We start from the raw sequence: 16,009 nt of genomic DNA, 5'->3' as shown, positions 1-16,009 counted from the left end.
TTTGCAGGTTCAGATTCTGGTCATCTGTTGAAAATTCGGGCATAACCTATTAACATACTTTGAACCCTTAACAAGTACATATACTCGTTACTTAACAGGGTATGTTGACTTTGATATAATTACCGAGTTTCGTTACTAAACTTGATTCGGTTTCTGGTTTGCAATCTGGGTGGTCATAACAGTTAAAAAACGACCGTTTATTTGACCTTATAGTTGCAATTAATTCTGGTTCAAATTTTAATATATTTTTGTAAAGTTGAAGCAGTTTTTAAGTAAACTCCCAAACTCCTGTTTGACAGGACTTTGGCTTAGTTGCAAATAATCCTGGTTGAAACCGATGATTGCAGGTTGGTTGCAGTTAATCCTGGCTCAGTTGCAATTAATCCTGGTTGAAGTGTAATTATAGTTGCAAATAATCCTGGTTTGGAAATGCGTTGATTGCAGGTTTGAGTGATTAGTATTGCAGGTTATTACACCTAGCCTCGCTTTTTCAAGACGGACTGGAGATTTCTGCTGCTCCCGTGCTGGGAACCAGCAACCGCTCGCAACATCTAGAAAAAGTCTACGAACCAATTTTAGCGACCAAAGGCGAAGAAATTGAAAAAGGAGCAACACATCCAGCATGGCGTTGGTTTAGTCCAGTCTGCCCCTTATTAGCGTTAGTGCAATCAGAGGATAAGTGGGAGTTTGGTGAGGAACCTTGTCACAATCTTTACCAAAAACAAGCCACTACTACCAAAAATGGCAACGACCGTATTGACGATGATGAGGAATTGGATGCTTTGGAGGAGGGCGAAACTGAAGATAAATATACCTGTCCCTTGTATTACAAATGTCCGCGTCATCAATTAGAACGAGACATTGCTACAGCTTTGGTGTGGGTGTTAACCCCAGCCAGCTTCATCCATACCCGCGTCCCCCCTCAAGTTTTTGCAGAAAAACTTACTTTTGCAGAAGCTGTTTACCGCGAATGTGACTTTCTGTTCGTTGATGAAGCCGATAGGGTACAGGTGCAGTTTGACGAAGCTTGCGCCCCAGATGAAGTTTTAGTCGATGCCTCTGGAAACTCCTTATTAAATAAGCTAGGACTAAAATTCGCCACATCTTTTTACAATTCAGATCGTCGCAGCATGGCAGTTGAACTCGTAGCAGCAGCAAAAAAAGCCAACGACTACGCTCAAATTGCCACCGACCTGATTCTCCCTCGACTCTACAACCACCCAAAACTTGTGGAATGGTTGGGACAAAATCCCTTTACAGGTCGTTCCCTTTTCGCCCATATTATCCGCGACATTTTGGAAACACCGGAAACAGAAGACGACGAACTATCTCCAAAACTCACCCGTGCCAAACGCAGTCAGGAAAGACGCAAGCGGATTGAGGCAGGTTTACCCCCTGAAGAGGAACGCCAACGCCGCAAAATAATCATGCAAACGCTCTCAGGATTTTTGCAGGCTCCCCTCAATCCTCGGAAGGGAAAAGAACTTTCAGAGCTTGCCCTTACGCTACTGAGTGCCGACTCGGATGCAAGGGCATTAGCTGATGTTGCTGATTGGTTACGCAGATGGTTGGAATCTCTGGGAATATCGCTTGCTGATAAAGCTAAGTTTGATGAAGCCACGCACCATATATATTTGGCAATTCTCGTGACGGTACTCAACGATAGACTGGGTTTTCTGGTGGACAACCTAAACGCACTCATGCGAACCCGCGTTCTCGACCTACACGACACCAGTCTTGCTCTTGTGTATCGTCCACCCCGCGATTATCTTCCGGTTGTGCCATCCTCCCCAGTAGGAAATATTTTGGGCTTCAAATATACACGCGATGGGCGTAGCCCCTTAGGAGGCGATCGCACTAACAAATTTGGTGGCAAGCTGGAGTATTTTCGCTATGTTGGGGTTGGTCGCTATTTACTCCTTAATTTCCCCAATCTCTTTGCGGTTGATGGTTGGGATGGTCCCCATACAGTACTGATTTCAGGAACCAGCTACGCTCCTGGCACACCCGCTTATCATATCCGGAAAAACCCTACTATTTTACTAGAATCTGCTAGCAATAATCACACGGCAGGCGATGCCGGAATTGGCGAAAGTGATTTTTTCTTCAGTCCCCAGCGTAATGAGAAAGGAAAGTACATTGCTTTATCAGGAAAGCCACCAGATGAGAGAAGAAAAGCTGCTGACGAGATGGTCAAAGCTATTTGTCACAGTCCAGGACAAGCCAAAAGCTTTCTTACTGAATTATTTGATACTTTAAAAGACCTACAACAGAAAGACCCAGAAAGATGGGGCGATCGCCAACGCTTGCTGCTAATTACTAACAGCTACGACGAAGCCGAATTGGTTGAGTCAATTTTGAAACCTCTTTACCGCGTAGAACATCTGGATGGCATTGCCACCCTGCGCCGTGACAACGCTCCAGCTCACTTTGATGGCATTGCCACCCTGCGCCGTGACAATGCTCCAGCTCACTTAAGCGGTATTCGTCGGGGTAAAATCCGTGACATCGGTAAACTCCCAACCCAAATTGTTATAGTTCCTCTGATGGCACTGGAAAGGGGTCACAATATTCTGAACGAGAACCGGATAGCAGCATTTGGAGCAGCAGTGTTCTTAAGCCGACCGATGCCAGTTCCCGACGATTGGCAAACTACCGTCCAGCAACTCAACAATTGGGCACTGGAAAAATCTTCAGATTTTAGTCTTTATGAAGCACTACAAAAACGAGGCGACGCTCTGACGCTAACGAAGGTAGAAAACGAATTTTATCAGTATGCGGTAGCAAAAATGCTTGACTTGAACTGTCGGGCGATGTCCTTCAAGCAACTGACCTCGGACGAACGTTCTGTACTCTGTTGGACTCAGTTGGTGAGTATTTGGCAAATTATCGGACGTTTGGTACGGGGTGGCGTACCCTGCATTGTCCATTTTCTCGATGTTAAGTTTGCACTCCTATCAGTCGAAAGCAAACTCGACAGCGAAGTCACCTCACTTTTAGTTGGCATTATCAAGGAACTGCAAATCGCTATCGAGGCTGAAGGGAAACAACCTTGGGAAACAACAAGTGCGCGATCGCTTTACGGCGCTTTCTTCAACGCACTCAAACAAACAAAGGAATTACGCTATGAGCTTTAAATATATTCTTCCTGGAGCTTGGGAACTAACTGCTGACATCCAATACGAGCTATTTTCTCTGCTTGTTCCTACTGCATGGCAGCAAGTTGCTAAATCTCTCGCTCAAAAACGAGTCAAGCTCTTAGGCAGGGGTTATCCCTCCGTTCCCGTTTACTCCCTCGACTCCATCATCGGTGGTAGCTTTCCAAGAATTATTAAGACAGAGCGTAACGGTTGGCAACGTACTGGTGTGCCTTGGTTGCTAGCGACAGAACGCGCCGACCTTTCTGATTTACCACATTTTATCAAAGATTGGTTGCGTGAGGAATTTAGCAGTTGTTTGGGAGATGATGAAGTCGAGTCCATTCTGGAAAAGCTTGACAATGATGCTTGGGAGTGGGAAGAAAAACCAATAATCTATCCGTTACGACTTCAAACAAAAAACCCGAACAACATAGATATTCGCTTTCAAGCGATACCAGATTTCCTGGCTTTTGAATTTCTCAAAAAACCACAAATCAATTTTGGCGCTAATAATCAGTACCAACTAACTTTTTACCAAGTGGTCAGCCTCAACAAAGGAGCCGAACTGATGTCGTGGCCTCCCTATCCGGTTCCACTTATTAAATATAAAAAACAAGTCGGTACAGCAGACATCTCGTTTGTCATCCGTTTCAAATTGCAAACAGTTTCTTGGCGCAATGAACCGATAATTTACCACCAACTTTCAATTCGGCGATGGGTCGCCGAGCCTATGGAACGCCTACCATACCGAGGTGCTACTGCTTTTATTGGCGATAATCGACGCTGGTTGGATGGCAAAAATCAACCATTTTGCTTTATTCCTCTTGATATGAAACGTCCCGGAAGGGAAGCAAAATGGCCTAAAGCCATTAGCGAATTACTTAAAATTAACGACTCCCCACTCCCTGACCCTAACACCTTAGCTGGTGAACCACTTTATAACTGGTCAGCAATTGGTGAAGACCCTAGTAGGATACAAGCAGCTATCGCCTACGACTCTCGACATCGTGGTGCTGTACCTTGCCTTCCCGGTGTTAGCCCGCTAGATTTAGCCAGTTTAGATAGGGCTATTCAAAATAATATAGAGCAAGAAAATTGCCCTGTTCGCAGAGTTGGTGAAGCAGTAAAAAAATCAGGTTATGTGCCTTTTTGGGAACCAGGGAAGCCACAAAAGAAAGGTAGTAAAGAAGCTAAAAACCGTGACGATTTATCTACACCAATGCAGCGATCTAAAATCGCTGCACCCGCGACATTTCGTGTTCTTAATAAACAAGCAGGGGAGCCACTTGCACTCAACGAGGAAACCTCTGCAAAGCAGTGGCGTGGAGCAGGGGAAGCAAGAAAAATAGGGGAAGCTAGGAAAGTTGTTTCTTTCAATAATGACGAAGTAGCGGAAGCAGGGGAAGTTAGCAGAGTTACTTCTTTTAATAATGATGAAGCCACTCTTTCCCCTTCATCAGATGTTCCTAAGAATTCTCCAAACACAATACTGATTTTGTGGGAAACCCAAAAATGTCGGGATGAACTGATTGCTGAAATTTGCGAGTTACTTTTATTGTCACAAAAAGGAGAAACAAAAACATATACAACCCCTAGTGAGGTACAAGGAGAAGAAACTATTTACAAAGGTTCTTATGGTTGCCTGTGTATCAAAACTCAGCACGTCTTAGACCTTACACAAATATTCGATTTCGATAATCCTTCTGTAGAAGGCAATAGCCGACAGCAAAAACGCATTAATTGCATGGATCAGCGCATTGATCAAATTGTCTCATCCTTACCCAAACCACAAGAACTGAGTGGTGCCTTAATCGAAATTAAGCCCAAACCCTTAATATCAGAGTCCGACCCCAAGCTAGCATTGCGAATTGGAGCAATGAGAGCTGGCTATGTCAATCAACACATCCACGCTTTAACAAAGATTAAAAAGGACGGCGAAGAATATGTAACCAAAGATGCTCCCAATCGAGTACAAAAAGCTGTATCCGACTTGCTGCGTCAATTTGGGATTTTACCTGCTCCTTTAATCGACCCCGAAAAGGATGGCATTAATTCTGATACTTGGCTGACCTGCTTTCACGTATTACGCCGAACCCGAAAAACAACTGCCAGTAATGCTCCTTCCATTGTAGCGCTGATGATACGAGTTAACCCAGTGATAGGAACAGTGCAGGTTACTACCCCTTCCTTATTTAACACACAAGGCTGGGTATCGTATCCAAAAGCTCTAGGGCACCTGCTTACAGAAAAATGGAACCCTGATTCCTTGAAGAATGAAACCATTGGTGACATTGGCGACCAACAACAGTCGAGCGATATCAAAAACGAACAACAGTTACTCAATAAATTTATTACCGATTGCTTACGCGATTGCTTGAGTACCCCCATTGAAGGGGAAAAACCTCCGCGAGTGCTATTTATGGCAGAAGCACAAAACGCTCGCAGTATGCTGACGTGGCTGAAAAACCCCGAACTACCAGCTAACGATTTACCTGATGCACTAAAACGGCACATGACAGAATCAGAAATAAATCGTTTGTTGGTTGTGCGGTTGCGAGTTGCTGGTGATAGAAGCGAAGTTCCTGTAGCCATTGTCAAAGATTCTCCTGGTAGCAGAACCAATGGTTTATTCTGTTGGCAGGATGTTTGTGATGATAAGGCAATAGCACTTTACTTAAGCATTAGAAAGCTGTTAAATACAGAACCAGGTACAAGCACATTACAACGGAAAGAATCCCGGCTCGATAATGGTAGCTTGCAAGCAGGGAACCCCAAACCATTAGAAATAGCTGTTATTCATCACCCAGGAATTGACCGCGATAAGTTGGCTTGTTTTGTTCATCATCTCAGAGATCGGTGGCCTTATTTTGCAAACGAAGTTTCTTTACCGTTACCTTTCTCGTTTGCAACCTTAGCCAAAGAGTATGCGGTTAGTGCCAAGGATGTAGCGGAATCAGAAGATTTAGAAGAGTCGGACTCGGAGTAAGGAATCTCTTGACTGACACTTAGACTTCCCTGACTTTTTGATGGGATTTACACGCTTTACTCTCTTTAGTACATATGTATTAAAGAGAGTGGTAAATTAATTAAGCCGGAATTGGAGTAGCAGGCAATGACAGACCTAGAAAAAGCTCAACACGCAGCATCCGTATTCGCCAATTACGAATTTCAGGGCATTGCGGTATGGATGATTGAAGAAACTCAAACAAATTACCAGGTGTTTGGTCAACCTTCCTCACCAATTGACCTAGACAGGATTAGCCACAAGAGCAAGCAGAAGTACATTGTAAATGTTGTAGGCGGTCTAGGTACGCGGTATACAGCGGAAGAAGCTTACTTGATGGCGCGTTCTCTAGAGAGAGGTGATTAAACAATATCAACTACCCTGTCCTAAAATGGGACGGGGTATCTTCAGCAGTTTAATAAAAAAGTAATTTGAGTAGAATTTATTCTTCTTCTTGTTCCTCCTGTAAAATATTTAATTGGCTCTGATAATTAATGTATTCTTCATGATATTCTCGCTGCTTTAGTAGGCTTCCTACTCCATCAAGATTAATATGGAGTAGGATATCTCTCGCTTCTTTCATTCCTTTTTTAGTCATGGTGAGAGTTTTTCTCGTTGTTGAAAGTTCTAATAATCCTTCTGCCTCTAAACGATTAACTATCTCAAAATTAAATCCGTTCCAAAAGCTAATTCCGACAAAATTATCTTTGCAGTGTTTATTCTTGGGGTTGACAAGATAAGGATTATATTCATCCCAACCAGAAAGATATATAAGCATTAGATATAAAGGTTTTATAACTTTATAATTTTCCATAAATAGTCTTAATTGGTCTTGCCTTATTTCAAATTCATCTACAAGGCTACAGGCTTGACTATAGGAATCACCAGCAGTATTTGAAAAATAGGTAGTCTGTTGCAATTCTGCTTCTTTAGTGCATTGTGCAACAAATTTATTTCCGTATTTATCTGATTCTGGAAGCTCAAAAACAGTAATTGTCCATCCTTGCCTATTTTTACTGTAAAGTTCTTTCTTGTTTGCTAGTAGTCTTTCTCTTTCTGCTTGTTTTATCGCTTTTTCTTCTGCTAATTTTCGTTCTTTTTCTGCTTGTTCCCTAGCCTGTTTTATTTCATAAGCATCATCAGTAACGTTTAGCTTTTTGTTGACAAGACGCCATAATTCATCGTGTTTGGCGTATATGCCTTTGACTGTTAAACTATCAATAAAATCTTGACCGCAGAGTTGAATAGCATTTTTTTTCAAAGCTGGTAAGGAGCGTGAATGCTTCAAAATTTTTCTTCTCCATTTTTAATTCCAAACATCTTAACTAAAAAGTTACCACGGTTCATGAGTCGTGAGCGTTTAATTCCGAGATAAGATAACTTGGTTTTAATTTATTCTATCCAACCCGATGTTGTATATCATGCAGATGGTTATGAATAAACCAAGAAGTATTTTGACATGCATTCTTCTGTGGAAGTAGATTAATTTGATTACTGCTTAATTACCTTTACCCCGCCCACTGTAAGGTACATCCAACAAATCAACCGCCCGTTTCTTCGCCGCTTCCCCACGCCGATCGTACTTACTCGTAGTGTTTGGCGACGCATGACCTGCAAGGTGAGCTACAGTGACAATATCCGCCCCTGCATCTAATAAATTACCAATAAAAGTTCTTCTAAAATCGTGGGGCGTAAACCCCTCCACACCCGCACGTTCCCCACGTCGTTGCAAAGCCCGCAATACCCCTTGCTCGCTCATGCGTCTTGGTATAATTTTATGTCCCTTGTCCAACGGATAAAACAACGCTCCCGCCTCTTTCCCCCTGATAAGTAACCAATCTTGCACAGCCCGTACACTAGCTAATGGTAAGTATACAATTCGCTCCGAACGCCCCTTAGCTTCGCGGATAGTCAGCGATCGACTGCGCGGCTTAAAATCGGTCAAATCAAGGTGCGCGATTTCACTACGGCGCAACCCAACCGTCAAAACCCCCAGCAGCGCCGCATCCCTCGCCCCTAAATTTGAGTTATCCCGTATACAATCATCCCATAATGCAGTAATTTCCTCCGGATCGAGCGATCGCCCTTTCAGCAAACTCTTCCCCCGCACAGATTCAATATCAGTCGCTCGTCCATACTCATCCGTGGACATCAACCCCAACCGCCATGCCTCTTTTAGCGTTCGTCGCAACGCACATAACATCTTGTTCGCCATCGCCGGACTGTATTTTTCCATCAGCACCGACCTAACCGCAGCCGTGTGTTGGTATCTTAGTTTCGACCAATCAATAGTTGTTGCATCGCAAGCATCGTTAGTGAGGAGTTTCGCTATATTATTGAGAGCTTCGCGCATCGTGCGTCGGGAACCTTCACCTAGCGATCGCAAGTAAACCTCAGCTGGGTGTAAAGTTAGCGGTACCGGTAAGGGATACGCCAGCGATTCAGGAGAAAAATTGGAATTTGCGTAGACACTTTGCGGCTTGTCGTCAGACATCGCATCTTTTGGTCACGAACGAATTGGGCGGAGTTACTTAACATATCCTCCACCAAATGAAGCACCCAAGAGCAATAATTCTGTAGGTGAATAAAACAATTAGACAACTATAGCATCTCAAACCCTTAAGATTATCGTACATAGCTTTTATTAAACAATTTATAAAAAGCCTTTTGTCGCAATATTTTAGTTCTAGAGAGCCGATCCACTAATATATGTTGACAAAAACAAACATTTTATGCACTATTTCAAAATGTCCATTTTAGCCTCAATACCTAAGGGATGATTTTTAGCGATGTTCCATAGAAACCGCTACATCGCCCAAGCGCGTTGCAATCTTTGTGTCCGCCCTTCCCTTTTTCTCCCAGGCGATCGTAGCGATAAGCCATTCGGCTTAAGGGCTTTGCCCTATCGCATTTAAACTTCGGCTTAAATGTTGCGAAGCCGGGCACACACATATTCCACATGTGAACGTCAACTCCTTCTACTGGGCTGGCTCTCTAGTTTGTCATCCACTAGTTCATAGCGGTTATCAGTGATATATTAGTACAAAAGAACTATTACCCGAGTTTGCAATTTCTGCTTTCCTGCAACAGTCATTAATAAGAACGCACTCGTTTTCCTCCGTCGCTTTCATCCGCACAGTTTCCAAACTTCATGAGAGGTCTAGATGACAAATTCTGATTCCCTACTTTCTGGTTATCAAGCATTGGTGCAAAATCATGCCTTTTCGTTCGACCCAGAAATTACAGCCCTCAAACAGCTAGTAGAAGCACGAATGCAAGAACTTCGTTCAAGAGAACAGGCACTGGTGTCAGCACAGGCAATAGAACTGAAACGCATCACCGATGCCCTGGCTACGGATGCGAGGTGTTTGCTGCCAACACCAGAATTGAGCGCGTTTGTGCAGGAGTTCAAGCGAATGTCTCGCCCTTGGTACTCTCAGAAACCAGAGTCTCCCATCGCAGACGACCCAACTACTTGGTTATTGGCAACACTCTCACTACCGATAAGTTTAAGCAACTACCAGACCTCTGTTGACCCTAACGCCTATGATGACGAACGCACCCATATCCTGTACAGCTATTCTCTGTCTTTGAGGTTAGGCAATGCTGAACGTGTTGTTGAGATACCTTACAAACGTACCTACAACCTCAACGAACACAGAGATTTTTCTCTAAAAGAACAAATTGATTTCTACATCGCAGGTGATGTGGATGACTTGCTCAGAGAGATAAAGCACCCAGAAGCAGAAATAAATCAATTGACGGCTGAATTAAGCGCTTTGGTGGGGTATGCCACTTCATTGTTTGCCCTCACGCCGAGAACTGCAAACTTTGAATATACATCAACGCAGGAGGACTAATGGAGTTGTATCTCAGTTTGTCTGCTTACGGTGGAGTGTCAACCCGTGAAGCATTGACGGTGTTTTGGGAAGCAGGAATTCGGCATGTTGAACTGGCAATCGGTCCCTTGCCCGATACCGATGCAGTGCAGGCAATCCAGGATTTTAGGCAACAAGGAATGGTCTATCGAGCGCACCATGCCTTCGTCTGGGGCGATCGCCACTATCCTTTTAATTTAGCGCGTTCACAAGACTGGGATTATTTCGAGCGACTAACAGACTTCTTAGCTTATGAAGGCATCACAGCTTATTCAGTGCATGGTGGGAATTTTCCAACGGTCAGCGATCGCGCCAAAGCCTATGCAACATTTCTCGAAAACGTCCATTGCCTCCACCAGCTTTGCCAAACGCGAGGCATTGTTCTCGGTGTCGAAACGATGTATCCCACACTCCCTACTAGCACTAAAGAGAACCTTTTGGACAATGCCTCGGAAGTTGCCCAGTTTTGCCAAGATGCCCCTCAAATCAAGATAGTTGTTGACTTAGCACACCTCAATATTTGGCATCACCACAGCAATTCTTCAAAACTACAATGGTTGAAACTCCCACGCCTAAGACTTTTAGAGATTCACATCTCCGACAATGACGGGCGGCATGACACCCACTCCCGCATTACACAAAAAACTTGGTGGGTATCGCAGATTACTCAATTCCCAACGGTCGTTCCGCTTGTGCTAGAGAGTCGATTGAATCGGTTGCCTGTGTCGGTTGTGCAGCAAGAGTATGGTCGCATTGCTGCCCTGATTAGAGCCGCGCACTTTGAGGGCGGACGATGGAATATTTGAATCAAAACTCCTGGAAGCAATTTGAAGATATGTTGTGAGAATACCTTTTCTCTCCACCCATTTGGGGTAAAAGTCTCGTAGCGCTGAAATTTTGGAAAGAAGAAGTGAAATCGGCACTTGCCTCCACGAGATAGTTTATAAGCAGGCAACTTAAAATAAACAAGTGGTATCGGTTAGGCTGCTTTCACTCCACTTATATTTACTGAGTAAATCTTTGCACAACCCGCTTGCTGCAAGGCATCCATCAACTCTCGGTTATACCCCAATCAACTCTAGTAACGCCTCTGTCGATATCTTGCCACTGATATCAGTACCTTCCAGCAGACTGTCTGCCAAATCTCGCTTGTGCTGATGCAAGTCCACAATCTTATCTTCAATAGTATCTTTCGCTACTAGGCGATAGATAGTCACCGGGCGTTGTTGACCGATGCGATGGGCACGGTCTGAGGCTTGGTCTTCGACGGCGGGATTCCACCAGGGGTCCATGTGAATGACGTAATCAGCGGCAGTAAGATTGAGACCAGTACCGCCCGCCTTCAGGCTAATCAAAAACACATCTCCTGACCCAGCCTGGAAAGCATCCACCCGTTTTTTACGCTCTGGAGCTGGGGTACTGCCGTCTAAGTATTGATAATTAATACCTTGCTTATCCAGATAATCGCGGATGATGTGCAAATGGTCAACAAACTGACTAAACACAAGGGCCTTATGGCGATTCTCCAGTAAATCTCCTAGCACCTCAGCAAAAAGGTGCAATTTCGAGCTGGATAGTTCAGTGTCAGGCATAACCAAACTAGGATTACAACAAGCACGGCGCAGTCTCATAATTTCTGCCAGCACTTGCAGGTGTTTGTGACCAGCAGTTGCCTCACTTTCGGTCAGTTTAGATATTGCCTCACGGCGCAACGCTTCATAGAAAGCCATTTCCTCCCGACTTAACTCCACATGTAACAGAATTTCGGTACGATTCGGCAATTCTTCCAGCACCTGATTTTTCAGACGCCGCAACAGAAATGGTTGAATGAGTTTTTTCAGTTTGTTGCGTGCAAGTTTATCTTGAAATTTCTCAATGGGGATAGCAAAGCGTTGATTGAAGCTTTCAAAGGAACCCAGTAACCCAGGATTAATAAAGCGGAACAAATTCCACAGTTCGCCGAGGTGGTTCTCAATCGGAGTCCCGGTGGTAATCAGTTTGAAACTACCTTTGAGGTTCATTGCAGCCTGAGAACGTTTGGTAGTCATATTTTTGATTGCCTGGGCTTCATCCAGCACAATTGTTTGCCACTGCACCTGGGATAGCATTTGGGATACTTCTTCCTGTTGCAACAGACCGTAGCTGCACACCAACATATCAAATGGTTGCAAGTTGTTAAGTAATTGCTGGCGACTCCCCGTAGACGATGCTTCTTTACGGGAGGTTTCTCTACGAGAGGTTTCACCAACACCAACGCGATCGCTCCCACCAAATTGAATAATATTAAGAGTAGGAGCGAACCTCTGCGCTTCACTCACCCAATTCATGCACACCGAAGTGGGGGCAACAATCAGGGTTGGCCCCTCATGAGCGTTTCTGAGGATAACAGCCAATGCCTGCACGGTCTTACCGAGTCCCATTTGGTCTGCCAAACAAGCTCCCACACCCCAATGAGCTAACCGCGCCAGCCAACTAAACCCCTCCATCTGGTAATCACGGAGTTCTGCTTGAAACGTAGATGGAAGTTCCGGTTGGAGGCTTTGCACTTCCTTGAGACGCTCGATGTGTGCCTTCCAGTGTTTGTCTGCTTTCTGGATGCCTACCTCCTCTACCAAATCCTCTAAGCCTAATGTTGCCAAGGGGTGAAAGCGTATACCTTTACTATGTTTTTCTGAAAATGCCCGCAATTCATCAAGGCGTTTGCGAAACGCTTGGGTTAAAGCCAGGAATTGACCGTCACCAAGAGGGATAAAACGACTTGGGGTTTTATCCAATAGTTCTAGTAGTTGCTGCATATCCAGCACTAAATCTTTATCCAATTTCAACTCGCCAGTAGCAGCAAACCAATCTTGCTGGCGTTGAATGGACATCTGAAAATCTTTGAGGTCAGCTTGGTGCTTGACACGCAGTTTTTCTCCTTCCGGCCATTCCAGTACTACAGTGTCCAAGAGTGCTTGGAGTTCTAGCAGCAGTTCCAAACAGTCTTCTGGGTCTTCTATGAGCCATTCACCATCTTGTGCTTCAGCACGAGTCAAGGTGGGACAGGCTTTTATGGCGGCATTGGCAAGTTGCTTTTCTTCATGCAGATTTCGTCTGGTTTGCAGACGCTTGCCGTCAATCTCTGCAATCACAGTTTCGCCCCCCGCACCAGGACGGTAGTAGGGGCCACCTTGGGCAAAGGGACGAGATAGCAGGGATACTTTCAATCCGGCATTGGCAGGCAACAGGTGAATATGGGGTATAGTCTGGGCTGGTACTTCTTCAGATCCGGCCATTCCACCACCGATATCAGAATGCACGGTGACGATTCCAGAGACAGCATTGATGGCGGCTAAGACTTGCTTAGAGGCAGTAGCGGGTACGTTGAGCCGATTTTCTTTACCGATAATCTCGGCAATGCGTCGGTGTTCGGCACTAATTTCAATCACTTTGATGCGGGTTGGGGTTTCCTTGACAGCGAGGATATTCTGTGATGCCTCTAGTTTGGGAGAAAATTCCAAAGTTAAGCGTTCTCGCTTGCCTTTTTTAACAATTAGTTCTGGTTCTCCCTTGACAATTTCCACGCGGGTGGTTGGTGCATCTTCCCAAAATACCAAGGGATGTCCAATTAACGCAGAGATTGCCTTGGCGCTGAAAGTATACTCAGTTTTGCCGTGATATCCGTAGTCGTAAGAAGTAAATGTTTCAATGCAGCCACATACCCGGATATCCTGGGGCGTGAGATAATCAAACTCACCCAGATTGCCGCTTAAACGCTTGATGGCTATCGGGCGACCCTTACTCCACTCACCTTTGGCGTTAACCTTTTGCTCGCGGGGTTGCAGGATACATTTGCTGGGATAGAAAGTAATAAACCATGCCAAGCGCAGTTCTGCTTCAGCTTTTACAGCTGCTTGGGGTTCCTTCTGGAGATTTGCCAGTGCGTTTAAGCACATCTCCCAAGGTTCTTGTGGCTGCATTACGTCAATAATGCTGTCGATACCGATATCTTCGCCCAGGATTTCTGCCTGGGTTTCATAGCTGCTGTTCGGTTTGAGTCGGGACAAGAGTTCTGCACTCTCCATCGCCAACCAGTGATAACCAGATGTTACAGCTTGCTGGTAAAATTCCTCTAACAATCTGGGCAGGTGCTTTTTGGCTCTGTCGGCATCTACCCAGTAATGGCACAGAGCGAAAAACAGGGTTTCTAGGCTGTTGTGTTCTTCAGGGAATAAGATACGGTTGCTGAGGATGAATTCTTTTTGCGCGATGTCGCCTAATTGGACTTGCAGCAAGATTTTCAACTGTGCATAAATCGACCTCAGCCAATGGTCTGACTGACGTGCAAGCAGACTGGTGTAATCAAGTGCTTCTTGGAGACTGTCCCGCGAACCATCTTTTAACAGTGCCAAAATAAAAAACAAGCCGCCCATAGTGCTAAAATACACTTGACGCTTGCCTGTGGCTTTTTTGAGGGCTTTGAGACCAGCAGTGTAATTTGCGATCGCTTGCTGATTATTGCCACGTAAAAAATTCAACCAACCCTTGTATACGGCGGCTTCCGCTTGATAATCGTCGGATATGCACTCCAAACTCTCTTGTGCTTCTTGTATACAACCTCGTAGCAGCAGTTGTTCTGTCAAAATTAGGTGCAAGTAATCTGAGGAATGTCCACTCGAAGTAGCGCATTCTTCTTGAAGTAGGGCAAAGGCAACATCTGCGGGAGAACATAAGAGCGCTGCATTGATGAGGATGATAGATATGCAGCTGTCATACAATTCTTGTGGCAGGGTGCGAAACCAATCTGCATCGAATGGGTTAGTGCATACTTGCTCGAAGATATTTTCTATGGATATCTTGTCTTTGCTGTTATTGTATCTGTTGTAATCTTCAATCTGTTTGTTAATGAAACTGAGGTTCTGGCTGTAAAGACCAATGCGGATTTCTCGGATAAATTGGCTCGCGCTCTGGAAATACAGTGGCCCATCTTGCCAACGAGCTTTTACTCCTAACTTATCATGCACGGTTTTTGCCATGACTTCAAAACATCCGGCTTTCACTGCCGAGCGAGTAGCAATCTCTACCAGTAACGGATGGCACTGAGGCCCCTGTCCTTGTTCTTGAACCAGCAAGCCTGCTGCTAGCAATCCATCAATATAGGGCTTTAATGTAGCGTTAACGAAAGGCTTGTAGTTGCGATCGCGCGCACCGATGTAATTCAAACAGTCTAAGAACGAAGTTCTGTTGATCGGTTCGTAAATTACCGAGAACAATTGGACAATCTTTTCTTCCAGTGGTAGTAGCTGACGGTACGTTTGGGCGAGTTGCGTTTGTAGTTTTTGGTTATCAGCCTCAGAATCGGTCATGGTAATCATCGGGCGCGTTACATCCACTCATGATAAATTTTTGTACCGTTAGGGTATTTTACATCCATAACGTACCAGTTGTTCTTAGGCGATCGCAAAACGATATCCGCATCACCACACTTTTTGAGCTAGACATTTTAGGGAAAACCGTACCCAATAAATTCGTATTGTTACTACCTTTTATTCAGTCAAAATTTAGGTGCGGTAATCCTGAATTTAATAAGTGCGATTAACCGTATTTCCAGTCATGATAATTCGCAATATACTAATAATCAAAGCAATGATCAAGCCTGAATAAAGTAAAGAAAGACTTACAAATTGGAGAGAGTTCTGGTATTAGTACGCTACAAACCCTGGCAATAATTGAACGCACTGCAACGTCAAATCGACTCCTTATTTGAAGATTTCCAAGCACCCACTTTGGCTAGAGCCATAGCAGCCGAACTGCTTTAGTTGTGAAATTTCCGGCAACAGGCTTAACCCAAGGCTACCAAACTTCAGATCCAAACTGAATTTCCCAACAAATAGGTACTAGATAACTTTTCAGTACCTATTTAATAGGTATCGTACCTATTTATTCCGCCAACGCGCATCCGGACCTCGCCCCAAACATTATCGGCTTTGTGATGATTTTTACATGGC

The 16,009-nt window shown here is 44.6% G+C and carries 9 protein-coding genes; 6 read left to right on the top strand and 3 right to left on the bottom strand.

The window, feature by feature from the left end:
- Positions 1-521: 521 nt before the first annotated feature.
- The 3 genes from TOL9009_RS0105035 to TOL9009_RS0105025 all read left to right on the top strand — a co-directional run bounded on the left by TOL9009_RS0105035 (position 522) and on the right by TOL9009_RS0105025 (position 6,510).
- Positions 522-3,137 carry a hypothetical protein gene (locus TOL9009_RS0105035; RefSeq protein ID WP_029631618.1) on the top strand — a complete coding sequence of 872 codons (2,616 nt, stop codon included), beginning with the start codon at positions 522-524 and terminating at the stop codon, positions 3,135-3,137.
- Entirely contained in the window at positions 3,127-6,126 is a 3,000-nt protein-coding gene (locus TOL9009_RS0105030) for a pPIWI_RE module domain-containing protein (RefSeq protein ID WP_029631616.1), read from the top strand. Before TOL9009_RS0105035 ends, TOL9009_RS0105030 begins: the two co-directional genes overlap by 11 nt.
- Before the next feature lie 126 nt (positions 6,127-6,252).
- A complete protein-coding gene (locus TOL9009_RS0105025) occupies positions 6,253-6,510 on the top strand; it encodes a hypothetical protein (protein ID WP_029631614.1) in 258 nt (85 codons plus the stop codon).
- 76 nt (positions 6,511-6,586) lie between these two features.
- Here TOL9009_RS0105025 and TOL9009_RS0105020 read toward each other — a convergent pair whose 3' ends face one another.
- Both TOL9009_RS0105020 and TOL9009_RS0105015 read right to left on the bottom strand, forming a co-directional pair.
- Positions 6,587-7,432 carry a DUF6429 family protein gene (locus TOL9009_RS0105020; RefSeq protein ID WP_029631612.1) on the bottom strand — a complete coding sequence of 282 codons (846 nt, stop codon included), beginning with the start codon at positions 7,430-7,432 and terminating at the stop codon, positions 6,587-6,589.
- 210 nt (positions 7,433-7,642) lie between these two features.
- Positions 7,643-8,638, bottom strand: coding sequence for a tyrosine-type recombinase/integrase (locus TOL9009_RS0105015; RefSeq protein ID WP_029631611.1), 996 nt, complete (start codon positions 8,636-8,638; stop codon positions 7,643-7,645).
- Between the two features lie 670 nt (positions 8,639-9,308).
- On the opposite strand from TOL9009_RS0105015, the gene TOL9009_RS0105010 reads away from it, so the two are divergent.
- Both TOL9009_RS0105010 and TOL9009_RS38170 read left to right on the top strand, forming a co-directional pair.
- On the top strand, positions 9,309-10,004 hold the full coding sequence (locus tag TOL9009_RS0105010) for a hypothetical protein (RefSeq protein ID WP_029631609.1): 696 nt from the start codon (positions 9,309-9,311) through the stop codon (positions 10,002-10,004).
- Complete coding sequence (locus TOL9009_RS38170; protein WP_051502806.1) at positions 10,004-10,828, top strand: sugar phosphate isomerase/epimerase family protein; 825 nt, start codon at positions 10,004-10,006, stop codon at positions 10,826-10,828. The genes TOL9009_RS0105010 and TOL9009_RS38170 overlap by 1 nt, the downstream gene beginning before the upstream one ends.
- Before the next feature lie 255 nt (positions 10,829-11,083).
- On the opposite strand, the gene TOL9009_RS0105000 is transcribed toward TOL9009_RS38170, so the two are convergent.
- Positions 11,084-15,376 carry a DEAD/DEAH box helicase gene (locus TOL9009_RS0105000; RefSeq protein WP_199341492.1) on the bottom strand — a complete coding sequence of 1,431 codons (4,293 nt, stop codon included), beginning with the start codon at positions 15,374-15,376 and terminating at the stop codon, positions 11,084-11,086.
- Positions 15,377-15,396: 20 nt separating this feature from the next.
- Between TOL9009_RS0105000 and TOL9009_RS45170 the strand changes: the two genes are divergently transcribed.
- Positions 15,397-15,600: a hypothetical protein gene (locus tag TOL9009_RS45170; protein WP_144238156.1), complete on the top strand. Its 204-nt coding sequence runs from the start codon at positions 15,397-15,399 to the stop codon at positions 15,598-15,600.
- The last annotated feature ends 409 nt before the right edge of the window (positions 15,601-16,009 follow it).

The organism is [Scytonema hofmanni] UTEX 2349 (assembly GCF_000582685.1).
Lineage (GTDB): Bacteria > Cyanobacteriota > Cyanobacteriia > Cyanobacteriales > Nostocaceae > Hassallia > Hassallia hofmanni.
The sequence above is the reverse complement of the archived record's forward strand: the minus strand, read 5'-3'. Positions and strand labels throughout refer to the sequence as shown.